General features: G+C 41.1%; 22 protein-coding genes. 2 read left to right on the top strand and 20 right to left on the bottom strand.

Features of this window, described 5'->3' with window-relative positions:
* Positions 1 to 22: 22 nt before the first annotated feature.
* From FPL17_RS03090 to FPL17_RS03080, 3 genes are all read right to left on the bottom strand, one after another.
* Positions 23 to 847 (bottom strand): SDR family NAD(P)-dependent oxidoreductase, encoded by an 825-nt coding sequence (locus FPL17_RS03090; RefSeq protein ID WP_005212933.1) that lies wholly within the window; start codon positions 845 to 847, stop codon positions 23 to 25.
* Positions 848 to 885: 38 nt separating this feature from the next.
* Entirely contained in the window at positions 886 to 1,860 is a 975-nt protein-coding gene (locus FPL17_RS03085; RefSeq protein WP_005187543.1) for a metal-dependent hydrolase, read from the bottom strand.
* Positions 1,861 to 2,139: 279 nt separating this feature from the next.
* Complete coding sequence (locus FPL17_RS03080) at positions 2,140 to 3,099, bottom strand: metal-dependent hydrolase (protein WP_005187540.1); 960 nt, start codon at positions 3,097 to 3,099, stop codon at positions 2,140 to 2,142.
* Between the two features lie 487 nt (positions 3,100 to 3,586).
* On the opposite strand from FPL17_RS03080, the gene FPL17_RS03075 reads away from it, so the two are divergent.
* Positions 3,587 to 4,204, top strand: a complete 618-nt coding sequence (locus FPL17_RS03075; protein WP_004806319.1) for a TetR/AcrR family transcriptional regulator — start codon at positions 3,587 to 3,589, stop codon at positions 4,202 to 4,204.
* Between the two features lie 29 nt (positions 4,205 to 4,233).
* On the opposite strand, the gene FPL17_RS03070 is transcribed toward FPL17_RS03075, so the two are convergent.
* The 16 genes from FPL17_RS03070 to adeS all read right to left on the bottom strand — a co-directional run bounded on the left by FPL17_RS03070 (position 4,234) and on the right by adeS (position 21,598).
* The gene (locus tag FPL17_RS03070) at positions 4,234 to 5,166 is read right to left on the bottom strand and encodes a TauD/TfdA dioxygenase family protein (RefSeq protein WP_005187531.1); all 933 of its coding nucleotides are present in this window, start codon (positions 5,164 to 5,166) and stop codon (positions 4,234 to 4,236) included.
* Between the two features lie 175 nt (positions 5,167 to 5,341).
* Positions 5,342 to 6,166, bottom strand: a complete 825-nt coding sequence (locus tag FPL17_RS03065) for an ABC transporter ATP-binding protein (RefSeq protein ID WP_159883163.1) — start codon at positions 6,164 to 6,166, stop codon at positions 5,342 to 5,344.
* A 69-nt stretch (positions 6,167 to 6,235) separates the two neighbouring features.
* The gene (locus FPL17_RS03060; RefSeq protein ID WP_004654121.1) at positions 6,236 to 6,451 is read right to left on the bottom strand and encodes a TOBE domain-containing protein; all 216 of its coding nucleotides are present in this window, start codon (positions 6,449 to 6,451) and stop codon (positions 6,236 to 6,238) included.
* Between the two features lie 197 nt (positions 6,452 to 6,648).
* On the bottom strand, positions 6,649 to 7,776 hold the full coding sequence (locus FPL17_RS03055) for a sigma-54 interaction domain-containing protein (protein ID WP_005187522.1): 1,128 nt from the start codon (positions 7,774 to 7,776) through the stop codon (positions 6,649 to 6,651).
* Positions 7,777 to 7,914: 138 nt separating this feature from the next.
* A complete protein-coding gene (locus FPL17_RS03050; protein ID WP_159883162.1) occupies positions 7,915 to 8,937 on the bottom strand; it encodes an ABC transporter substrate-binding protein in 1,023 nt (340 codons plus the stop codon).
* Between the two features lie 13 nt (positions 8,938 to 8,950).
* Positions 8,951 to 9,808, bottom strand: coding sequence for an ABC transporter permease (locus tag FPL17_RS03045; protein ID WP_159883160.1), 858 nt, complete (start codon positions 9,806 to 9,808; stop codon positions 8,951 to 8,953).
* 42 nt (positions 9,809 to 9,850) lie between these two features.
* Positions 9,851 to 10,681: an ABC transporter ATP-binding protein gene (locus FPL17_RS03040; RefSeq protein WP_005204473.1), complete on the bottom strand. Its 831-nt coding sequence runs from the start codon at positions 10,679 to 10,681 to the stop codon at positions 9,851 to 9,853.
* Positions 10,678 to 11,763 carry an ABC transporter substrate-binding protein gene (locus FPL17_RS03035; protein WP_159883158.1) on the bottom strand — a complete coding sequence of 362 codons (1,086 nt, stop codon included), beginning with the start codon at positions 11,761 to 11,763 and terminating at the stop codon, positions 10,678 to 10,680. Before FPL17_RS03035 ends, FPL17_RS03040 begins: the two co-directional genes overlap by 4 nt.
* Before the next feature lie 12 nt (positions 11,764 to 11,775).
* A complete protein-coding gene (locus tag FPL17_RS03030; RefSeq protein WP_159883156.1) occupies positions 11,776 to 12,564 on the bottom strand; it encodes an ABC transporter permease in 789 nt (262 codons plus the stop codon).
* A 13-nt stretch (positions 12,565 to 12,577) separates the two neighbouring features.
* The gene (locus FPL17_RS03025; protein ID WP_159883154.1) at positions 12,578 to 13,417 is read right to left on the bottom strand and encodes an ABC transporter permease; all 840 of its coding nucleotides are present in this window, start codon (positions 13,415 to 13,417) and stop codon (positions 12,578 to 12,580) included.
* Position 13,418: 1 nt separating this feature from the next.
* The gene (locus FPL17_RS03020; RefSeq protein ID WP_159883152.1) at positions 13,419 to 14,672 is read right to left on the bottom strand and encodes an MFS transporter; all 1,254 of its coding nucleotides are present in this window, start codon (positions 14,670 to 14,672) and stop codon (positions 13,419 to 13,421) included.
* Between the two features lie 77 nt (positions 14,673 to 14,749).
* A complete protein-coding gene (locus tag FPL17_RS03015) occupies positions 14,750 to 15,817 on the bottom strand; it encodes an ABC transporter substrate-binding protein (RefSeq protein ID WP_159883150.1) in 1,068 nt (355 codons plus the stop codon).
* A gap of 24 nt (positions 15,818 to 15,841) precedes the next feature.
* Positions 15,842 to 17,365: a porin family protein gene (locus tag FPL17_RS03010; protein WP_159883148.1), complete on the bottom strand. Its 1,524-nt coding sequence runs from the start codon at positions 17,363 to 17,365 to the stop codon at positions 15,842 to 15,844.
* Positions 17,366 to 17,796: 431 nt separating this feature from the next.
* On the bottom strand, positions 17,797 to 18,846 hold the full coding sequence (locus FPL17_RS03005; RefSeq protein WP_159883145.1) for an NADP(H)-dependent aldo-keto reductase: 1,050 nt from the start codon (positions 18,844 to 18,846) through the stop codon (positions 17,797 to 17,799).
* A gap of 89 nt (positions 18,847 to 18,935) precedes the next feature.
* Complete coding sequence (locus FPL17_RS03000) at positions 18,936 to 20,291, bottom strand: LLM class flavin-dependent oxidoreductase (protein WP_159883142.1); 1,356 nt, start codon at positions 20,289 to 20,291, stop codon at positions 18,936 to 18,938.
* Between the two features lie 236 nt (positions 20,292 to 20,527).
* Positions 20,528 to 21,598, bottom strand: a complete 1,071-nt coding sequence (gene adeS, locus FPL17_RS02995) for a two-component sensor histidine kinase AdeS (RefSeq protein ID WP_159883140.1) — start codon at positions 21,596 to 21,598, stop codon at positions 20,528 to 20,530.
* Between the two features lie 147 nt (positions 21,599 to 21,745).
* Here adeS and FPL17_RS02990 point away from each other — a divergent pair, with 147 nt between their 5' ends.
* Positions 21,746 to 22,045: a transporter suffix domain-containing protein gene (locus FPL17_RS02990; protein ID WP_228277590.1), complete on the top strand. Its 300-nt coding sequence runs from the start codon at positions 21,746 to 21,748 to the stop codon at positions 22,043 to 22,045.
* Here FPL17_RS02990 and adeR read toward each other — a convergent pair.
* Positions 21,999 to 22,727, bottom strand: a complete 729-nt coding sequence (gene adeR / locus FPL17_RS02985; protein WP_159883138.1) for an efflux system response regulator transcription factor AdeR — start codon at positions 22,725 to 22,727, stop codon at positions 21,999 to 22,001. The genes FPL17_RS02990 and adeR overlap by 47 nt on opposite strands.
* Positions 22,728 to 22,734: the final 7 nt, after the last annotated feature.

Below are 22,734 nucleotides of genomic sequence, written 5' to 3'. Positions count from 1 at the left end.
TAAAATCTTTTATCCGAGGCAATTACTTCATAAATCGGTACGATGTACCTAAGAATTTTGCATATAAATTTGGTGCAGTACGTTTCATTAGCCAAAACAACTTGGCATCGATTTGAGGAATGGTATAAAGCTCACCTTTATCCAAACGATCCAAGGTCAGTTTGGCCACCTTGTCACTGGTGGTAAAAGCCAAATTGGTGAGGGCATAATCTAAAAGCCCTTTATGCGGGACTTTGCCATTTTTAATGATATTGGTCGGTACTAAGGTTGGACAAAGCACATTGACCTTGATATTCGATTTTCGCAGTTCAGCTGAAAGTGTTTCTGACAAAGCACGAACACCTGCTTTAGATACGTTATAGACAGTCATTTCTGGTGCAGCAGTATAAGATGCAGCGGAAGCCACATTAATAATTGCACCATGTCCAAGTTGTTTAAACTTCGGTACAAAAGCACGGCAGCCGTGGATTACACCCCATAAATTAATATTCATGCACCAATGCCAATCTTCAGAAGACATTTCATCAAACTTGCCTCCTAGACCAATCCCTGCATTATTAATCACCAATGTGACTGGATTCTGCATCAATTGTTGGGCCTGTTCTGCCAACTGATTGACTTGCTCTTCTTTGGCCACATCACATTGCACAGCAAAGGCTTTGGCTCCAAGTGCCTCAACTAAACTGACAGTTTCTTTTGCTGCATCAAGGTTAATGTCCGAACACACCACTGTGCCGCCACGTTTTGCCAGTTCAAGTGCAAAACTACGACCAATCCCGCTTCCTGCGCCAGTCACCACAGCAAATGCTTTTTGGCTTGGCTTGGATTTTTTCCCGAATAATTTCATCTTTGTTTTCCAATCTTTTCGTATGGATATGGACCAAGTTATGCAGTTGCTGCACGTACAGGTGGTACAAACTCTTTAAGGAAATAAGGACTTAATAAACCAGTTTCAGGGTTTAATAAACGTTCTTTGTAATACGCCATATACGCAGTAGTATCATGGTCATTGGGATGAAAACTTGGACGTAAATATTCAAGAATGTGCATAAAGCTACTTCCAAATACCCCACGCTCGCTACCGAACAGTAAAGCTGTGCTTTCCACAATATCTTTCATATAACGAGGATTAATCAGGTTGCTTGGCTTACGTACAAACGGCATTAGATAACCACCCAATGACACACCACCTAGGATGGTTAAGCTTGCCAACAAGAAACCTGTAATTCTGAGCCAGTAATTACCGGATAACTCAAGGAAGACATCGTACGCAATATCTTTATGCTCAGACTCTTCCAACATGTGCCACATCCACATGGCACGCTGTCTTTCGTCTTGAGAACCCAACAGGTATTCTTCGTGCTGCATCATGAATTCGGCAAGTACAGCGGTATAATGTTCAATGCCTGCCATCAATGAAAGCTGTAACGATTGTGGAAGTTTATAGATGCCATATTCGAAAACCTTCCCTGCAATAGCACGCAGCAACTCAACTGGATAACCATTTTCTTTCAAGACTTCATCATTAAACTGATTGTGGATTTTTGAATGAATCGCTTCTTGTCCAATCAAAGATGTGAGTCGTTGTTTTAAAATCGGATCTTCAATAAAGTCACGATGATGACGTGCAGTATCAATTACTACATCTTCACCAAAAGTGAGAAAGATGGATAAAGCATGAAAATAAGAGGTGGCAAGCTCTTTATTTAAAAAGAATCTTTCATCCAATTCTGCTGGGTTGAATTTGAAATCAAAATGGCGAATTGGAATCGGTGACTTATTCGCAAGATTTTGAATAATGCCCTGATATTTGCTACTGAGTTTGTCTGAGAAGACATTTCGAAGAACTTGAGCGACCATGTCTTAATTCCCATAGAGAGTAAAAATAAAATCAGACAGCAATGCATCCATCAAAAATCGTAACGTTGTCTATAAGATTATTTCTGCAACGTTAACGACTTCAATTCTTCAACTTTAAGTTGGGATGCACCCCATACATGGGTCAGCTGAGAATGGTTATTTGCATAGTGCATGAGCGAAATAACAGCAACAAGAACCAAACTGCTCATAAGACATTGAGCTTTTTTGCCAACTTATTAGCTTTATTTCACAACATACGGCTTGCCTATGATTCAACATTTAAGCCGCTTGCACCTTAGGCGTGAACTCTTTCACAAAGAATGGATGCAATGCACCGCCCTCGGATAAAAGTTTCTTTTCGTAGTATTCAAAATAAGCTGTCGCATCATGATCATTTGGATGAAAATCAGTACGTAAATAATCAAAAATACGACCCTGAGTACTTCCAAAAACACCATCCTTCGGACTAAAGATCAGCTTGACGCCACGTCGTGCATCTTTCCAGAATTTCGAAGTCAACATTTCTTGTGGCTTACGTAAAATAGGTACCATGGTTGCCGAAAACGGGATCAATCCAAGAATAGTAAAATAAGCCAAGAAGAAGCCTGAAATACGTAATGCATAGTTACCATTCAGTGTTTGATAAACATCATAGGCAACATCTTTATGCTCTGATTCTTCAAGCATATGCCACATCCATAATGCACGTGTTTTCGCATCATCAGAGAAATAGAAATTCTGCTCATGCGCCATCATGTACTCTGCCAGTACAGCAGTAAAATGCTCAATCCCAGCCATCAATGACAGCTTCAAAGGTTGCGGGAATTTCAAAAAAATGTGATCAAAAAATTGTTCACCCAAGAAACGATAGAGTCTTACTGGATAATCCAATTCAACAATTGCATCATTAAACTCATTATGTAGTTTGGAATGGATCGCTTCCTGACCAATCAATGAAGTCACACGTTGTCTTAAGATCGGGTCTTTCAATTGATCACGGTGGTGACGTGCTGTTTCAATTACCAAGTCTTCGCCATAAGTTAAAAATACTGAAAGCGTCGCGAAGAAAATCGTAGCGAATTGATTATTCATATAGAATGAGAGATCAACTTGTTTCCCTTCAAATCCGATGGCCAAGTGACGAATTGGAATACTTTTTTTACTCGCAAAATCGATTTGCTCAGTTATTGGGTTAGATTTAAATAAACTTAAACCTTTCTTTAATGTGCTGCTAATCATGGCTACACCTACCTACTTCACTTGAGCGTCATTTGCCCTTTGACATGCGTTGCATCGGGTTCATCTCTTTTCATCCTTCTTTTCACTTGAGAAGTCTGAAAAAATATTCGGGAGATTTTTTTGAACCTGATCCTGATATGAAATTACTTTAAACCGATCTTATGTTCGGATTCAATTCGGGTAATTCTCGAGGTTTTAACAGGTAGATTTTTCATAAAACTTGTTCGTTGTTCATTTTTAAAAATAGAAATAAGAAAAACTTAATTTTAATTTTTACATTTATTATCAAATAGATAATTAAAATTAAAAACAAAGATTATTGATGTAAATCTGTATCTGTCTTTCAGAAACCAGATTTTATTACAGATAAAATATAAATATTAAAATGCATGTAATTTTATTTGTTCGGATTAATTTACACGGACTTCCCCTGCTTTCAACCGCATGTTAATCTGAAGTTATGTTCGGATTTTAATAATAAGATTTTATGGCAACTCGTAAACCACGTCAGTCACGTTCTAAAGTCACCGTAGACACCATTATTGAAGCAGGCTTTATTGCAGTAGCAACCAATGGTACCAGCGGCACCACCACGCGGCATATTGCTGATATTGCAGGGGTCAGTGTTGGCTCGCTGTACGAATACTTTAAGAATAAAGAAGAAATTTATGATGCGATGGCCAGAACTTTTGTCAAAGAAGTCTTGGATATGGTGAAAGAACTCACACCGATCATGATTGAGCAGGAACTCGAGCCTTTATTTGAGATGATCTTCTATACCTTCCGTGATCTGCTGACACGCGATGATGACCGCTATCTGATCTGTCTACGCTATGCGACAGAACTCAAATATGAAAAATATATAGGTCAAATTGAGATGGCACTGATGGAAGTCTTGATGAAGTATATGATTCGCCATCCTCGTTACCTAAAGGTCAATAATCTTAGCGTGACAGCGTATATCAGTATTAATAGTAGTATTTTCAATGTGGCTCGTCATTTAATCTTACCCAATCCACAGATTAGCTTTGATGAAATGGTTAAAGGTTTAAGTACCATGATTATTAGTTATATCGAAGCAGAATTGGCAAAAGCAGGAAATTAAAAGCCAGCTTTCGCTGGCTCAGCATAACTTTAGAATGGTCTGGCACCCGCCAAGCTAACACGTTTCAATAAACGACGTTGCTCGGCTGGAAAGGCTGTGCGCGAATGTAAGGTCAGTTGGTTATCCCAATAGACAATATCCCCAATTTCCCACTGATGTTCATAACGATATTGAGGTTGCACAATATGGGCTCTTAAGCGTTCGATCAATGCAGCACCCTTTTGATCGTCATAGCCTACAACTTCAACTTCGGTTTGCGCATCCAGATAGATACCACGACGACCACTTTCAGAATGGGTACGAACCAATGGATGCGGGAATGCAGCACCTAATATCGGTTGATCAGAAAAGCGATATTTTGGAATTGGGCTTTTATCCTTTAAGCGTAAAAATGGATTATACGTAATCAGTTGCAGCCCTTCGATTTCATCTTTGGTTTCCTGATCTAGGTCTTCATAGGCCTGAACAGTATTATACCAACTGGTCGCGCCGCCATCTTTTGGAAGTTCAATTGCGTAAAGCAAGGATCCACTAGAAGGCTGCGGTGTCCAGTGATGGTCACTATGCGGGGTGAGTTCGCCATGACCGGTATAATCACCTTCTCCAACCGCATTGGATACAGGCACGATATCAGGTGGTGCATTGGTATCGTTGCGCGTTGCCAATACAGGTACATCTGTTGGTGGACGGAAAATTCCGCCAAAGTAACTGGCAAAAGCAAGTAAGTCATTGTCTTGCAAGTCTTGCGCCTTGAAAACCAGAATTAAATGTTCATGTAATGCCTTTTTCAGCTTGAGAATCACTTCCCCGCTTTGTGGTTTGCTGGCATCTAATCCAGTTACAATCGCTCCCAATGCGCCTTCGATTGGTGTGATTTGCACGGTATCTAAACTATGTTTCTTGTATTCATGCCAACGCGGTGCATTTTCGATCGCGGCTGAAAGCTGTGTGAGTACGGTCATTTTCTTTCCTATAGATCATTCATTATATTTTTCAAAGCATCGAGCTTTATTCATGATTCCCCAATCACAAAAAATAGTGATTCAGTTAAATATATGCAAACCGTGAAATATAAGAACCAATATTTTTATATTAATTTATTTATTTTTATGATTATAAAGTTCAGCTTACCTGGGATTACCAAGCAAACTGAAACTGATTAAAATCGTTAACAACAGGAATAACTAAATGATCTTCGGCTGCATGACTAAAATCAGTCAAAATATCATTTCTAATCGCAGCAAGTCGGACATCTTCACGAACACGTGGGTGTGGCAAATGAATAGGAACAATCCGCTTGATTCGACCTGGATTGGGTTGCATCACCACAACACGATCACCGAGGAAAACCGCCTCCTCCACATCATGCGTCACGATAATCATGGTAATTTTTTCGGTTTGCCAGATCCGTTGTAATTCCTTTTGTAGATTGGCGCGAGTCAGTGCATCCAGCGCGCCAAAAGGTTCATCTAGCAACAATATTTTGGGTCGATTAATCAGACTTCTCGCAATCGCAACACGTTGACTCATGCCCCCTGAAAGCTGTGCTGGATAAGCGTCTTTAAACTTAGTCAAACCTACCAATTCAATATGTTCATCAATCAATTGATTCTGTTCAGCAACCGTTAATTTACGATTTAACAATGCAACCCGAATGTTATCTTGTACGTTCAACCAAGGAAATAATCGATGATCTTGAAAGACAATACCTCGCTCTAGACTGGTGCCTTGAATCGGTTGTCCATCGACTAGAATCTTACCTTCAAATTGATCATCCAAGCCGACGAGTAAACGTAATAAAGTTGATTTCCCGCAGCCACTACTGCCAACGATACTGACAAATTCCCCCGCTTTAATCTCTAAAGAAATATCATCCAATACGGTTAAAGCATGTTCTTGGTACTGTCCATATGATTTATTGAGATGATTAATTTTTACTGAACCAACATTTAATGATGTCATTTTAGCCCCCTAAAATAGAAATCAAAAATATAATAAGATTAATCTTTACTATATTTTCGATATGACTTCCTATAGTTTTGCCAAAGCAACTTCTGTAGACTTAATTAAAACAATGACTTCACTACCTAATTCTAAATTTAGATTTTTCACTGATCGTGTCGTAATCACTGAAGTAAAAACTCCCGCAGGTGTTTCTACATCCACCTCAGAAACTACACTTCCTTCAATAATTTCTTTAACCACACCACGAAATTGATTACGCACATTAATTTGAGGAATACTCATCTTTCACCACTTTGCATCTGTTTATTAAATTGTGTACCACCATATTAGGCAAAGCATAAATATTTAGAACTATTATTTTTGAATATTTTTTGATTAAAAAATTATATTTATTTTCAATCATTGATTATTATTTTTTTAGCAAAGTAATTTCCAACCAATAAAAAGGTGAACTTCTGTCACCTGATTATTGAATACAACTAGCCCAATAACTCTTCCAACATAATATTGACTACTTTATCGTTTCCCACTAAGCCGTATTTGACCAATCGTGCACGCACGATATTACGACTAATCCCTAAAAGCTTTGCTGTTTGTACTTGATTGCGATGGCAATATTCATAAGCAATACGAATCGTGGCTTCCTCAATCAAGCGATCAAGATTTTCATTTTTCAAGGCATGGGAGGACTCAAATAAATTAAGAAGCGCATGCTGCAACATTTGTTTAGGCAATAAATCTGTTCGTGGAATGGTTTGTGTACTTTTTTCCAAGTCAGAAATTTGTCGTAAATTCAAACTACTGGATAAGGATGCAAAGCAAAAATCTGTAGGTTGAATTTGATGGTTCTTGCAGACCAATAAGGCATGATGAATGGCATTTTCCAGTTCTCGAATATTACCCGGATAGCCATAGGTCAATAGCTTCTGCACTGCACTTGGACTCAAAGTCGCAATGGGGTAACCCAAGCGTTTGCAATACTGTGCTATAAAAAAATTAGCCAACGGCAGAATGTCCCCGGGACGTTCGGCCAAAGGTGAAACCTTAAGCAATGCCACATTCAGTCGATAAAATAAATCCTCACGAAATTTACCAGCTTGAACTGCCTCATCCAGATGGACATTGGTTGCGGCAATGACACGTACATTCAGCTTAATTGGCTTGAGTGAACCGACGCGAACAATTTCACGCTCTTGCAAGACCCGTAACAATTTCACCTGCATCGCAGGAGATAAATCACCGACTTCATCCAAGAACAGTGTGCCGTGATTCGCCGCTTCAAACCAACCCGCCTTGCTATTGATTGCACCAGTAAATGCACCTTTTTCATGTCCGAAAAGTTCACTTTCCGCCAATGATTCTGTAAATGCACCACAATTTACTGCCACAAAAGGACCACGACTACGCTGGCTCATCATATGCACCTGACGGGCAACCAGTTCTTTCCCCGTCCCAGTATTGCCAATAATCAGGACGCTGGCCTCGCTTGGTGCAATCTGTTCGATACGATCCAGCAAATCTCTTGATTTTTGATCTTCAAAAACCATTGCTGTGGCACGCTCAGTACGCGTTAAAGTCTGATTTTGTGGATAAGTAATGAATGACATGCATTTACTTCCCTATTGTTCTAAAAGAGAAGTTATCTTGCATGACTATTTGCTTAAATAGAAATCAGTAATTCACCTTTGTTATTTCCATTTATTAAAATAGAAATAAACGCCATTTAATCAAACTAAAAATATGATTTAATTTTGGCTATATTCATTATATTGATTGCTATATATCTTTTTATAATCAATCTGATTTTGTTTTAACTGACCTTCTTCAATTAAATTATCCACCCATATTTTAAAATCATCATTTTTAAATTTTCCAGCAGTACTTGGAATTCCCCACTGTGTCCAATATTTTAACATGGCATTATTTTCAGGGCGTTTACGCTTTGCTAAAATCTGCTCGAAGCGTGCGATCACCTGATCCCTCGGTTGTTGCCTAGACCATTCAATCGCTTTGGCAATGCCTGTGACCACTTTACGGGTAGTATTCGGATGTTCAGCTATATAGCGATTTGCCATAACATAAGTTCCTGTTGTCAGATCGCCAACGAGATCATAATCACGATAAAGACGACGTACACCACCCCGTTCGATTGAGGGGCCTGTCAATGGTGCTAAATCTACATGACCATTTCTTAGTGCTTGCTCTGAAGAACCTGGAGGCAAGACCACCAGCGTGACCTGATTGATTTCTTCAGGGCTGAGTCCTCCTTTTTTTAAGTACGTCTTGAGCATATATTCCACTTGTGCACCCAAAATATTGGTGCCGACTTTTTTACCAATTAGGTGTCTGGCTGAATGAATTGGACTATTTTCAAGAACATAATAGCCAGCAAAAGGATCATCGAAAGTACCATAGGCAGCAATCACAACAGTGCCGGGTACGCCACTGGCGACCATTTTAACCGCTGAACCTGCAAAACTTGGACTACTAATATCACTATCACCTGACAAAGCAGATTGAATACCTTGTGGCCCGCCTGTAGAAACACCCTGATAGCTCAATTTAATTGGTGCAAGATAACCCAAATCTTCAGCCAGCTCTAAGGGAGTAACGATGCCTGGCGAACCGAGGTATTTAAATTCTAAAGATTCGAGTCCATCCCCTGTGGTCAATTTCGATGCTGGTTTTGTACATCCCAATAAGATGAGTGACATTGTCACCATACAACTCAGATCAAATAGATGCTTTCTCCAGCCTTTCCTATACATCATCTTCTCCTGACTAACGTTCGATTTTCCAAGCGGTCAAACGCTTTTCGATCGCAAGCAGACTATAGTTAAACAGCAAGCCAATGGTGGTAATACTAATGATGCCAAAGAACATTTCAGGGATCTGGAAGTTATATTGTGCATAGTTAATCAAATAACCTAAACCTGCTTTTGCCCCCACCATCTCAGCCGCAATCAGCATCAATACTGAAAAAGACCCTGCCAAACGCACCCCCACAAAAATCGTTGGAATTGCAGCAGGCAAAATCACTTTACGGAATAACTGAATTGAGCTCAGTCCCATGGTCCGTGCGGACTTGATCAACAATGGATCGACATTACGAACACCGCTAATCGTGTTCAGCAAGATTGGCCATGTGCAGGCATAGGTCACCAATGCAATTTTCGAACTTTCACCAATCCCAAGAAAAAGAATAAACACGGGTAATAAAGCTAATGCAGCCGTGTTGCGGAACACTTCTAATAAAGGACTCAGAAATTCGGAAAAGCGTGTGTACCAACCAATTGCCAGCCCCAAAGGAATTGCGATAATGATCGCAAAAATAAAACCACTGAGAGAACGGATTAAACTGGCTTGCAAATGCGTCAAGAGTTGTCCATTTTGAATTAAGCCCCAACCACTGAGCAACACGGTAGAAAATGCTGGCAAGAAAGCGGAATCGACCAAACCAATCCGCGGTACGATTTCCCAGATGGCTAAAAAGAGTAAAATCGCAGCTGATCGTTTAAAACCTGTAGAAAGCCAGCTTAGATTAAAACCATCCCCCAAAGAACTGATCTTAGGTTGAGAAGAAATTGAACTAGACTGAATTGTTTTTGGAAACGTTAATGTCTCTTTTGTACTCGACATAATCACCTCTGCTTCTTGTTAATATTTTAAAATGTTTGGTCCTTAGGCAACCAACTGCTTCTGTTTTTCCTGCTCTTGGGCCTTCAATACTTCTTCACGTAACAAGCTCCAGATCTGATGACGCAGTTGGCTGAATTCTGGGCTGGAACGTACATCCTCCTGATCGCTTCGTAGCTCAGCAGGAACTTCAATCACCTGTTTGATTCGCCCCGGACGTGAGGTCATGATGGCAATGCGCTGCCCCAAATAAATGGCTTCATCAATACTATGGGTGATAAAAATGATGGTCTTCTGAGTCTGTTGCCAGATTTTGACCAATTCAGCCTGTAAGGTTTCACGGGTCTGTGCATCGAGTGCGGCAAAAGGTTCATCCATCAATAGAATGTCTGGGTCATAGGCCAGACTACGTGCAATTGCGACCCGCTGCTTCATGCCACCTGAAAGTTCATTGGGATAATGATGTTCAAACTCCGCAAGCCCCACTAAATTTAGGAAATACTTTGCCGTTTGATAGCGCTGTTGTTTATCAACACCTTTTGCATCCAAGCCAAACTCAATATTTTCTAGGGCCGTTAACCACGGAAATAAAGCGTATTGCTGAAAGACGATACCGCGATCCAATCCCGGTTTTTTAATCGCTTGACCATCAATAGTGATCTGACCTGAACTTGGTGTGGTTAAACCTGCCAGAAGATCCAACAAAGTTGATTTTCCGCATCCACTCGGACCAACAATGGCGACAAACTCACCCGCCTTGACATCTAAAGACAGATTTTCAACCGCTACAAAATCTTCTGCTTGGACTTTTGCTCCTTTGACTTTTTTGGCAGCAAAAGACTTATAAACATTTTCAATTTTTAATTTTGTGCTCATTGGCTATGCTCCTTGTTGCGCTGATCATCAGCTACATTTTTATTTTCACTTGCGTAGGGATTAAATTGGTTGGTGAATAAAGTATCTGCCTTAACCTGATTGGGTTTGAATTCACCACGTTTTTCAAATAGGTCAATCCAACGTTGATATTGCGCTGCGTTTAACAATCCACCTTGGCTTACGACGCCATAGCTGCGCCAGTACTGCATCAATACATCGCTTTCATTGCGTTTTCTTTTTTCAATAATGCTTTTAAAGCGGGCTAAGACTTGTTCACGAGGCGTTTGCTTAGTCCATTCCACAGCTTTGGCAACACCTGTGACAAATTGCTTGACCACTTCTGGATGCTGCTGAATGAATTTCTCGGTAAAGACATAACTGCCTGCGGTAAAACTGCCATACAGATCCGTATCTGAAACCAGTTTTCTTAGACCACCGCGTTCCAAGGCCTTGTCTTGGAAAATAGAAACCAGTGCGGCAGCATCCACCTGCCCAGCACGTAAAGCTTGTTCGGTATTGGTGGGAGGCAACACTACGAATTCAACTTGATTGATTTCATCATTACTTAAACCTTGGCGTGCCAAATAGTCTTTTAAAACAAATTCGTAATGTGCACCCAAAGTGTTTACTGCCACTTTTTTGCCGATCAAATCACGCGCTGAATGAATCTGACTATTATTCGGGACGTAATAACCGACCCAGCTTTTGTCATCACTGCCATAAGAAGCAACCACTGCTTTGATCTTAATCCCTGCCGCAGCAAGCTTAATGATTGCACCGTCAAAAGCAGTTGCCACATCTACATCGCCCGTAGTTAATGCTTGTAAGTCCTGCGGCCCACCTTGCACACTCCCCACATATTTCAACTTTAAATCACCTAAATAACCCAAGTCTTCAGCCAGCTCAGGCAATGACACCACACTGGTTAAGGATTGATAGCGTAGTTCATGTACCTGATTGGCTGGAGTGTCAGATTGTTTACTACATGCAATAAGACTGAGCGTCATTAAACTTAAAACACTGAGCTGCCTAAGCGATTTAAAGAGACGTTTGAAAAACTGCCGAAAATTCTGTTGTTTCATTTTATTATTCTCCTAACGTCGCCAAACCAAAATACGACGCTCAGCTAAATTGGCTAAGCTATTCCACGCCACACCGATAAAACCAATCACAATTAAACCAAATACAATCAGACCAACATCTAAAGCAGCCCGCCCACGAATCACGATATTTCCTAGTCCAACACCATAGTTAGCTAACAGGAACTCTGCCCCGATGGTCGCTACCCAAGCGAAAATCAAACCGAGTTGTAATCCTAAAAAGATTTGGCTGGCTGCCGCAGGTAAAATCAATTTGCTCAAGGTCTGCCAAGCATTGAATTGATAGACTTTGGCAACTTCGTATTGATGCAATGGAATTTGTCTTACTCCATCGATAGTATGTAAGGCCACGGGATAAAAGACGGAAAGCACGATAAATAAGATTTTTGCGCTATTGCCATAATCCAAAAAGGTGGTGATTAACGGTAACCAAGCAAACAAAGAAATCTGCCGTAATACATTAAAACTAGGTAAAAATAAATAATTGGCCCAGCGCGAGACCCCCACGACAATGCCAAAAGTAATGGCTAGAATGCTACCCAATAAAAAACCAGTCAGATCACGGAACAGACTTGCGCCTAAACCTGTCCAAAACTCTTGCTGCTGAAAATGATGAATTGCGATCTGCACCACCTCAAATGGTGCTGGAATGAGTTTAGGATTGACCCAATCCAACTTGGATGCGATCGCCCACAATACAATGAACGTAATCGGGAGCACCAAGCCGTAAACGTTTAAATAATTAAAATTAAATCTTGGTTTTGATGTAGACCTAATAGACATATTTAATCCCCCTTTAAAATGCACTGCGCTGCCAATGGCTAAACCAGCGTTCAACCCAACCCAAGATATGATCTAAAACAAAACCAACAATCCCGATCACAATGACAGCCATAAAAATAATGTCTGGTTGGATCAACTGCCGTCCCCACACGATGAGGTAACCAATTCCTTCACTACTGGCTAATAGCTCGACAAAAACCAGTGACAGCCATGCCTGCATAATCCCTTGGCGTAAGCCACTGACAATATTTGGCAAAGCAGAAGGCAAAATGACACGGCGAAATCGCTGCCACGCACTAAAGCGATACACCTGCGAGACTTCTAATAAATGCGGAGGTACATTCAAAACACTGCGATAGGTCGCAACGAGCACAGGAACAAATACCGCAAGTGAAATCGCTGCAATTTTTAGGCTTTCATCAATACCCAAAAAAATCATCAGTAATGGAATCCAGCCAATCACTGGAAATTGCGCAATCAGATTAAAAGTGGGGTAAATAAACTTGTGTGCGATACGTGATAATCCAATCAGGAAACCCAAGAACAACCCGACGCTGCCCCCGCCCAAGACACTCCAAGCAACCCGTTTTAAGCTGATCCATAAATTATCCTGTAACTCATGCGTATCAACCAGCTCCAACGTGGTTTGCCAAACTAAGTCTGGGCTAGGCAAAATTTGTTCAGGTAACCATTGCTTCTGAAAGGCATAATGCCAAACCGCCAATGCAATCGCAGGTAAAACCAAAGCCAATACAATACGAACTGCCCATAGGCCAATTTGCTTGAAATAAGGGGCTAAATTGATTCGCTGCCAAGTGTGTTCATTTTCTAATTGAGTTTCGATACTACTCATTTTATTGACCCTCTATTTCTGAATACATTTCAATCTCTAGCGGCGGTGCTATAAAAACTTGTGTAAGTTGCTGAGAAAAACCGATCAGCCCGCCAAATAAAACCGCTGAAATAAGAAACATCGACTGTAAGCCCCAGTAATGACCCAACCAGCCTCCCACAATACTTCCCAATAACGCACCTGCAGGTCCTGCCATCGCGGTTAATCCAGACACCTTTGCCATTCCCAAGCGTTCACCCACATTGGCAAACATGGTGAAATTGACGATATGCAGCATCGCGAGACCCAAGCCTAGAATCACAGCACCCACCCAAAGCAGCACGGAAATTTTAGGTATGCCCAACATCACAGATGCCACCGCAACAAAAGCAAAACCCGTTTGATAAAAGCGTTTTATTCCCCATCGTGTCAGCAAAGCTCCCGTCGTAAATAAGGCTACGACAAACATAGCTCCCTGTAGCGTCACCAAACTGGCAGCAATCGTTTCACTCAAACCAAAATCCTTGATTGCAATAACAATAATGAAAAAGCCGTAGTACGCCATCACCGCATTGCTCGCCATTTCAATCAAACTGGTGCGACGTAAAGCCTGATCTTGCTTTAATAAAACCAATTGCTTGGCAATAACAGCAAGGCTAAATGCCTCATCCCGCTCTGCCTGACTAATTTCTGTTGGGCTTGCGCCAAAGGCCAAGGGTGCAAATAATATCGGTAAAAGAAAAAGTCCAGCAATCCACCAAAACGCACCTGAGAATCCCACCGCACTTACCAAGCTTACTGCCAGTAAAGGGCCAACCAGAAAGAACCCCATCATATGTGTGCCTCTAAACCATCCCGCCCGAGCAGCCCCTATGCTTTTTAAATGCTGCATATAGACTGTATTGAGTGAAACAAACCGCATCGGCATGCATAACCCAACCAAGAAAGTAGCTAAAATCAGAGACCAAACAGCTGGATAAAATGGCACGGTGACATACACCAGCGCTGCCAAAAAACTTCCTAATACAAACATTGTCTTAGGTCCATAGCGTTGTACTAAGAGACCAATTGGCAATCCGATCAGCAAAATACCTAAACTCTGTACTGCGGCAATCAGTCCCATTTCAAACTCATTCGCTGCTAACTGTACCGCATATAAAGAAGTGACGATTTTCGCAATTCCAATGCCCAAGCCTGCACACAATGCCAAGCCAATAAACCCCAATACAAAGTGCCTTTGACCCAATTCAACCTGAGCAACCGATTCCTGACGCATAGGTCATTCCTAAAATGGTGGACAAATAAACTGGCTTGCCAAAGGCATACACACCTTTGGCCTAACCCAAATTGCAATTACTTTTTACGGTTGCCATTTACATCAAATTTTGGCCAGAAGTTTTCTAGTTTTAGTTCTTGAATTGCGGTGTTCAGATATTTCGGTTCAATCCAAGAATCCACATCCACTGGACGGCGAATCAGCTTGTAATCAATTGATTGCTGAACCGATTTCTTTAAAGAATTCACTGCATAATCATCAAAATAAGGTGAGTTACGGTCTTTCAGCGAGTAATCATCCCAGTCTTTTTTATAGTCTAGGTAAGGCACGCCACTTTGCGCCCAGAGTTTATATTGGGTATCACGATTCTTTTCATCGGAACTCCACACGTTATCTTTAATAAATGTGGTCACAACGCGTTGCACAATTTGTGGGTATTTCTTCTCAAAATCCTCGCTTACCCATGCCACCAATGGACCATTCAGATTGGGATCTTTACGTACTTCTAAAATACGCTTTGCCACACCACGTGCTTCTAATGTCCAAGGACTGGTAATCAAACCATCAATATCACCCGTGGAAAGCGAGGTTTGAGCTGAATAAAAGTCCTGACTGATCACACGGAAATCTTTTTCAGTGAAACCATATTTCCGTAATAAACGACCGAGGATTAGCTGTTGATTGGTGCCTTTAAACACAGAAATGGTTTTGCCTTTTAAATCCGCCAGACTTTTAGCACTTGAATCAGATGGCACTGCAAAATACACAGGTCCAAAGCGTCCAGTCACAAATAAAAGTTTGGATTTCAAACCCGTTGAACGTCCAACAATCGAAGGTAGATCACCATGTCCAATACCAAAATCGACCTTTTTATTGGCTAAAGCTTCATTTAGCGCGGGTCCCGCACCTGGAAAAAATGACCATTTCACCTTGATACCGTCTTTGGCAAATTCTTTTTCCAAAATGCCGCGTAGATTGGCACTTGCATAAGCACTTCCTCCGACTTTTGGTTTTCCGCCTACACCAGCACCGGGAACCCCTAGTCGAATTTCAGTGGGATTGGTTTCAGCAAAAGCTGAGAAACTGGTGGCAACCAGCAAACCTGCCGCTGCACCAATAAATAAATGTTTCGTCAAAAATTTCATTGTGTCATTACTCATATTGGAAAATTAAAAGGTGTATTGGAATTGCGCTTGTACTTCCGAGAAGTCTTTCTGCGCAGCTGTCTCGTGGTCATAGCTCCAACGATTCAGCCCTAATTGGAATTTGGTGGTTTGTGCGAAGAAGAAATTTAGCCCCAAGGTATGAATATCGACTTTGCCAAGTCCATGCCCAGCAATGCCGATCACATCTGCGCCTTTATTTGGGTTGTAGCTGTCATAGCGATAGAAGCTCTGAATTGATTTCGGCCAGAAGTCATCAAACTTCGCGACGGATTTCACGCTGTTATAAAATTGATCGCCAAAGGTATAAAACAAAGTTGCAGTATGCCCTTCAGACTTTACTTCTGAGGTTGAACCTGTCGCAGTTGCATAATCACTGAGTCCTTTGACATATTCATAAGTCACCCCAAATGGTGCATGGTTGTAGTAAATATCGAAACCCAAACGATCATTGCGACCGTTACCATCGAGAACATTACTGCCTGCAATGACGTTTTTACTACCTTTGAGATACGAAGCACCAAATTTCAACTCACGGAACCAACTGGCATAATCAACGGGTAAGGTGAAAGCCACCCGTCCGATATAATCTTTCTTGTCATTGTCATCGACTTTATTGGTGCCATTGCCATTGACCACACCTAAAGCATATTCAAATAACGGTGCACGATAGTTTGATGAATAATCAACAAATGGTTTGACATCACCACGCACAATCAGACCTGTCTGACGATTGAATAGACCCAATTGCGCCAATCCTGTTGCAACATTAATGGTTGGTCGTAAATCCTCTGGAGATTGTGGGTCTAAGCCAAATGGAATCAGTTGTTGCCCAAGCGTCACGTTTAAACGTGGGACTTCAGGACCACCATTGGTTGAAGTAAAGTTATAGCGTAAAAAAGCATCGGCCAAGTTCAAATCACTGGCACTGCCTGCTGTACCCGTACGCTTGCCGTAGCTAAAAGACAATTGGTAATCTAAGTTTTTGCCTTCCTTATAATCTCGATATAAATTTCCACGTACGCCAAATAAAGCCGTAGGGATATCAAACGTATTACGTCGAGGTGTAACAGGCGCTGGGTTCCCAGCAGAGGTATCTCGACTTTGTGTTTGTGCGCGAACTTGTACCGTGCCATACAAGGTTGTATCTCGGGTTGATTTCACCGAAGTACGCTCATATTGGCGTGATTGATCATATTTATAGTTTTCTAAATCACTTCGGAAACCTGCCAGCTCACTTTGAGTCGCAAAACTATGTTCCGTATTTTCTTCCTGAGCCTCTGCCGATGCATCATCTTGGGCTGTAAGTTGCGCTGTCTCGCTCGCCTCCGTTGAAGCTTGCTTCTTTTGCTTTAATGCATTGACCTGCTGCTGTAGAGCAGTCAATTGCGCCTGTAATTGCGCTAACGTGGTATCAATATCTTCTGCTGCTTGAGCTGTGCCGCTTCCCAAAAGTGTTGCAATGCTCAAAGCAATCGATAAAGAGAGATAATGTTTTTTCACCAATAAAACCCCTAAAACTAAAACCATAAAATTTGAGTAAAAAATCCTGTGTGTGACTGAATAAGCAATCACACCGAAAAAGATTCGAACTAAATGAATTAAAAAATGAGAGAGAAATTAATTTTCCATACAACAACGCAACATCTTCATCCTGTGCTCCTCAGCCTGCATAAAATCAATCTTTGATTTATATACTTTGATCTTTGCAAGCAGCATGCCAAGTATTAAGAAATTGTTTTATATTAATATTTATAAAAACACATCCACTTCTCTCTGTTGAAGCACTGTTGATTTTCCAACACCCTGCTTATACAAAAACAGCACATTTCAAGGTTTCTATTTCTTATTTTTTGATATACAGACTCAGTCGCTTTGTTCTAAAAATAAAAAAAGACAGTTGGATTGACTCAACTGTCCTGAACAAAACGAAGATTAAATTGTAGGAGATTAGCTATGCCTTAAGGTGCGGGATTAGGATGGGTTTGATGGATTTGCTCAATTCCCTGAATCACCTCATCAGGTAACTGTAGGTCAATACTCTCAATATTGGTTTTGAGCTGATTGAGATTGGTTGCCCCAATAATATTACTGGTGACAAAACGACGACTATTCACATAAGCCAAAGCCAATTGGGCAGGATCTAAATCATATTGTTTAGCTAAGGTCACATAACGACGAATTGCATCTTCAGAGGCTTGACCTTTATAACGTGCAAAGCGTTCCCATAAGGTTAAACGTGCGCCTCCTGGTTGTGCGCCATCTAAGTATTTACCTGTCAAAGCACCAAAAGCTAAAGGTGAATAAGCCAGTAATCCTACCTGCTCACGGATCGCAATTTCAGCATTGCCAATTTCAAAACTACGGTTCAATAAGTTATATGGATTTTGGATAGAAACGACCCGCGCTAAGCCCAATGATTCGGAATACTTTAAAAACTGACTGACACCCCATGGTGTTTCATTGGATAAACCAATATGTCGGATCTTGCCTGCTCGAATCAGATCAGACAAAACTGTCAAGGTTTCTAAAATTGGCACCGTGTCTTCATTTTCAACATGGGTATAGCCCAATTCACCAAAATGATTGGTACTGCGATCAGGCCAATGAAGTTGATATAGATCAACATAATCCGTCTGTAAACGTTTCAGGCTATCATGTAGCGCAGTTTCAATATTGGCTCGATCCAACTTGGTTTGACCTGAACGAAAATGCGAGGCTTGAGTTAATTTCCCTGAACGGCCTACCACTTTGGTTGCGATCAGCACTTGATCTCGTTTCTGTGACTGCTTTAACCATGTCCCAATATATTGTTCAGTTAAGCCTTGTGTCTCTGGTTTCGGTGGAACCGGATACATTTCAGCCGTATCAATCAGATTTACGCCACGCTCCACTGCATAATCCAACTGCTCATGCGCTTCGGATTCAGAATTCTGCTCGCCCCAAGTCATGGTGCCTAGGGCGATAACACTAACATCAATATCAGTTTGACCTAATTTTCTATATTGCATTTTTCACTCAATTCAATTGTGATAACACAAGAGTGACGCTTAAAAGTCACCCTTGTTACTTTGATTCATGATTTAGTTTTAACATGATTTTAACTGGCTTTGTTTTTTTCAGCCTGTCGAGCAAGGACATATTGATTTTCTGGACGTGCCAAACCTAGGTTTTCACGTAAGGTCGTGCCTTCATATTCAGTACGGAACAGGCCTCGGCGTTGTAGCTCTGGCACAATCAATTCAACAAAATCATTTAACCCAGCAGGTGTACTTGGCGGCAAAATATTAAAACCATCCGCGGCTTCATTTTCAAACCATTGTTGTAATTGATCGACAATCTGCTCAGGTGTACCAATCAGTTGCCAATGTCCACGTGCACCCGCCACCCATTCATACAGCTGACGGATACTGAAATTGTTTTTCTTGGCAATATCTGCAATTAGAGCAGGACGACTCACCATGCCTTGGCCTTCACCCAATTCTGGGAATGGGCCATCTAGATCATAACCTGAAAAATCAAAGCCGCCACTTAACCCACTCAACAAGGCAAGCCCTGCATCTGGGTGAATCAGGTCTGTAAGCTGTTGGTATTTGGCACGCGCTTCTTCTTCAGTACGACCCACAAACGCAGAAACGCCCGGTAAAATTAAAAGTTCATCGGCTGAACGCCCATATTTGGCCAAACGACTTTTTACATCACGATAAAACTCTTGCGCATCTTCCAGCTTTTGATTGGCGGTAAAAATGACTTCGGCATAACGCGCTGCAAGATCACGTCCTGGCCCTGACTGTCCCGCTTGTACAATCACAGGATAACCTTGTGGTGTACGAGGCACATTCAAGGCACCTTTTACCGCATAGTACTTGCCTTTGTGATTCGGATTATGAACTTTTTCGGGATTATAGAAAACACCTGATGCCTTATCATGAATAAAAGCATCATCTTCCCAGCTGTCCCACAGTTTTTTAATCAGATCAACATATTCCTGCGCGCGCTCATAACGCTCTGCATGTGGAATTTGTTGCTCATAACCGAAGTTAGCTGCGGCAGCTTCCGAAGCAGAGGTCACTACATTCCATCCTGCTCGACCATGACTGAGATGGTCCAAAGAAGCAAACTTACGCGCCAATAAATACGGTTCTTCATAGGTGGTTGATGCCGTAGCAATAAAACCAATATGTTTGGTCACCGTTGATAAAGCCGCAAATAGTGTGACAGGTTCAAAGCCCGCCACTTTATCGCTATACCCTGTTTTCTCAGCTTGTCCGAAATTAACGGCGAGACCATCTGCCAAGAAATAAGCATCAAATAAGCCTTTTTCAGCTAGCTGTACCTGTTCTTTAATAAAATCAAAATCCACTGCTTTGGTGGGTTGCGATTCAGGATGCCGCCATGCAGCGACATGTTGTCCAGTTGCTGGAATAAATGCACCTAATCGAATTTTTCTACTCATGTTCTGCTCCAAATTTGTTGTTAAACACAATTTATCTTTCACTGTGGTTAATACAAATTGAATGCCATGTTTTTTATTTATAAATATCAATTAATTAAAAATTATTAATTTTATCAATGTTTCAGCAACAGCACGATTCTGTTGAGGAGGTGGTGCTAAATCAACACCTCTTCTTTTATTCATAGCAGATATTTATGAACGTAGTCGAACGCTAACAATCACCTAAATCACTTAGATTAAACGTGAACAGGCAGATGGATCGTAAATACACTATTGTGATTCGGGTTTTTATATTCGATTGCACCTTTATGCGCAATGACAATCGCATGTACAACCGCTAAACCTAAGCCAGTCCCACCAAACTCTTTATTTCTAGACTGTTCCAATCTAAAGAAAGGATCGAATAAATCCTGTTGATAATCCTCCGCAATACCTGGTCCTTCATCCTCGATTTGTAAGATCCATTCATCCGAGACTTGCTTTGAGGAAATTTTTAATGTGCCTGCATTGGCATAGCGAATTGCATTTTCAATCAAGGCAATCAGAACCTGCTCGATACGCCGACGATCACAATTTATAAATGTGGCGCTGACCTCCAATACAGGAATAAGTTGCGCTTTTGCCAAGCGATCTTCGAACAGTTTTAAAACTTTCTCCGCATGCAATTTAAAATCAATCTTTTCATAATTTAATCTCAGCTGCTGATTTTCCACCAAACTGAGTGTCCGCAGGTCTTCAACCAAATGTGATAATCCCTCCACCTGATTGAGCAAGCTTTTAAACAATGCTTCATCAGGTTGAAACACCCCATCTAAAACGCCTTGTAAGCGGCCTTGCAAAATCGTGATTGGTGTTCTCAATTCATGTGCAATTGCGGCATTCCAGACCTGTGCATTTTCAACCGAGCTTTCTAGTTGCTGCGCCATATGATTAAAATTCTGCATCAACTCAGCTATTTCAGTGGAATGAATTTGACTATCATCTGCCCGTGCGGAAAGATCACCCTGACTGATTCGTTTTGCTGCATCCGCCAAGAAATTAATCGGCTTAATAAAACGTTGCGCCAGATGCATCCCGATAATGATCGAAATAACACCACCACAAAAAATCACCGTAGATAGCCAAATCCAATCGACAAAATGAAATTCGGTCCAATCTTCCTGTAAAGAACTTAACGTAATCCAACCCACATCAATGGCATAGTTATAAATAAAATAGCCAAGCAAAATAGAAAACAGCGTTACGCTTAAGTTCACGATACTTAATGCGATAAACAACTGTTTACTAATACCTGACTTATTTTTCATTGGTTTTTTCCAATCAATTACCCTAAATTTTTCACATGATACGCTGATTTTTTTAGTGATTTACACACTTTTTCCACACATTCAAGATCATTCCTCATCAAACCTTTCCAAAAATAGCAGCATCAAAATTTTATTGATGTGACCGAAATGCATAAATCAAAACTCAATCTACGTAAAAAAATTGGCTTCGTTCTGTTGAGCATTGTCATCGCTTACTGGCTTGCCTTTCCCATCATTCCATTCTTAGACATCCCGCATAAAGCGTTGATCATGACGGCAATGGCGATTGGGGGTGAAATTCTACTGTTGATCGTGATTGCCTTATTGGGTAAAGAATATTGGGCAAAGATTAAAAATGGATTTAAACGCTTGTTTAGATCGTTCAATTTGCAGAACATGCTCATTCCACAGGATGATCGAGGCGATAACCGACCCCACGCACGTTAATCAACATATGTTGCAAACCGTGTTCTTCCAGTTTTTTTCTGAGCTTACTGACATGGCTATCAACTGTGCGCTCTAAGGCATCACTATCAGGCAGGCAATGATTCAGCAGTTCACTTCGGGTAAAGACTTTATGAGGATGATCAATCATTTGTAGCAAGATTTTATATTCAGTCAGGGTTAAATTCAGCATCACTTTCTTATGCTGCTGATGAATATAGACACTATGAATATCGGTATTAATTTCAATATTTTTATAACTTAGATTTTTACTGGCTACTTGCTGGCTTTGCTGAGCGCGTCGCAGCACTGCTTGAACACGCGCCACCACCTCATTCGGATTGAATGGTTTGACAACAAAATCATCGGCACCGATCCGTAATGCCATGACTTTATCAATTTCCTGATCCAATGCGGTGAGCATAATCACGGGGGTTTGCGCCTTTTGACGAATTTTGCTTAATACTTCCCAGCCATTCAGTTCAGGTAATTTAATATCCAAGACAATCAGATCGATTGTTTGTGCAGCATGGATTTCAATCGCCTGTTTACCATTCATTGCCCGAATCACGCGCATCCCTTCACGCTTAAGATAGTGCTCAATGATGTCCCCAATATCATACTCATCCTCTACTACAAGAATAAGTTTGTCATGGCAATCGAAAGAAAAAGAGTGCTCAAACATAAGGATT

It is taken from the genome of Acinetobacter dispersus (assembly GCF_009884975.1).
Lineage (GTDB): Bacteria > Pseudomonadota > Gammaproteobacteria > Pseudomonadales > Moraxellaceae > Acinetobacter > Acinetobacter dispersus.
This window is presented reverse-complemented; position numbering and strand designations above follow the sequence as displayed.

Bases quoted from the DNA above. Each gene is read 5' to 3' on its own strand.
- FPL17_RS03065 (WP_159883163.1), bottom strand. From the start codon at position 6,166: ATGACATCATTAAATGTTGGTTCAGTAAAAATTAATCATCTCAATAAA.
- FPL17_RS03040 (WP_005204473.1), bottom strand. From the start codon at position 10,681: ATGAGCACAAAATTAAAAATTGAAAATGTTTATAAGTCTTTTGCTGCC.
- FPL17_RS03005 (WP_159883145.1), bottom strand. From the start codon at position 18,846: ATGCAATATAGAAAATTAGGTCAAACTGATATTGATGTTAGTGTTATC.
- FPL17_RS03025 (WP_159883154.1), bottom strand. From the start codon at position 13,417: ATGAGTAGTATCGAAACTCAATTAGAAAATGAACACACTTGGCAGCGA.
- adeS (WP_159883140.1), bottom strand. From the start codon at position 21,598: ATGAAAAATAAGTCAGGTATTAGTAAACAGTTGTTTATCGCATTAAGT.
- FPL17_RS03010 (WP_159883148.1), bottom strand. From the start codon at position 17,365: ATGGTTTTAGTTTTAGGGGTTTTATTGGTGAAAAAACATTATCTCTCT.
- adeR (WP_159883138.1), bottom strand. From the start codon at position 22,727: ATGTTTGAGCACTCTTTTTCTTTCGATTGCCATGACAAACTTATTCTT.
- FPL17_RS03030 (WP_159883156.1), bottom strand. From the start codon at position 12,564: ATGTCTATTAGGTCTACATCAAAACCAAGATTTAATTTTAATTATTTA.
- FPL17_RS03045 (WP_159883160.1), bottom strand. From the start codon at position 9,808: ATGTCGAGTACAAAAGAGACATTAACGTTTCCAAAAACAATTCAGTCT.
- FPL17_RS03015 (WP_159883150.1), bottom strand. From the start codon at position 15,817: ATGAAATTTTTGACGAAACATTTATTTATTGGTGCAGCGGCAGGTTTG.
- FPL17_RS03020 (WP_159883152.1), bottom strand. From the start codon at position 14,672: ATGCGTCAGGAATCGGTTGCTCAGGTTGAATTGGGTCAAAGGCACTTT.
- FPL17_RS03060 (WP_004654121.1), bottom strand. From the start codon at position 6,451: ATGAGTATTCCTCAAATTAATGTGCGTAATCAATTTCGTGGTGTGGTT.
- FPL17_RS03085 (WP_005187543.1), bottom strand. From the start codon at position 1,860: ATGGTCGCTCAAGTTCTTCGAAATGTCTTCTCAGACAAACTCAGTAGC.
- FPL17_RS02990 (WP_228277590.1), top strand. From the start codon at position 21,746: ATGCATAAATCAAAACTCAATCTACGTAAAAAAATTGGCTTCGTTCTG.
- FPL17_RS03000 (WP_159883142.1), bottom strand. From the start codon at position 20,291: ATGAGTAGAAAAATTCGATTAGGTGCATTTATTCCAGCAACTGGACAA.
- FPL17_RS03075 (WP_004806319.1), top strand. From the start codon at position 3,587: ATGGCAACTCGTAAACCACGTCAGTCACGTTCTAAAGTCACCGTAGAC.
- FPL17_RS03090 (WP_005212933.1), bottom strand. From the start codon at position 847: ATGAAATTATTCGGGAAAAAATCCAAGCCAAGCCAAAAAGCATTTGCT.
- FPL17_RS03050 (WP_159883162.1), bottom strand. From the start codon at position 8,937: ATGTATAGGAAAGGCTGGAGAAAGCATCTATTTGATCTGAGTTGTATG.
- FPL17_RS03035 (WP_159883158.1), bottom strand. From the start codon at position 11,763: ATGAAACAACAGAATTTTCGGCAGTTTTTCAAACGTCTCTTTAAATCG.
- FPL17_RS03070 (WP_005187531.1), bottom strand. From the start codon at position 5,166: ATGACCGTACTCACACAGCTTTCAGCCGCGATCGAAAATGCACCGCGT.
- FPL17_RS03080 (WP_005187540.1), bottom strand. From the start codon at position 3,099: ATGATTAGCAGCACATTAAAGAAAGGTTTAAGTTTATTTAAATCTAAC.
- FPL17_RS03055 (WP_005187522.1), bottom strand. From the start codon at position 7,776: ATGTCATTCATTACTTATCCACAAAATCAGACTTTAACGCGTACTGAG.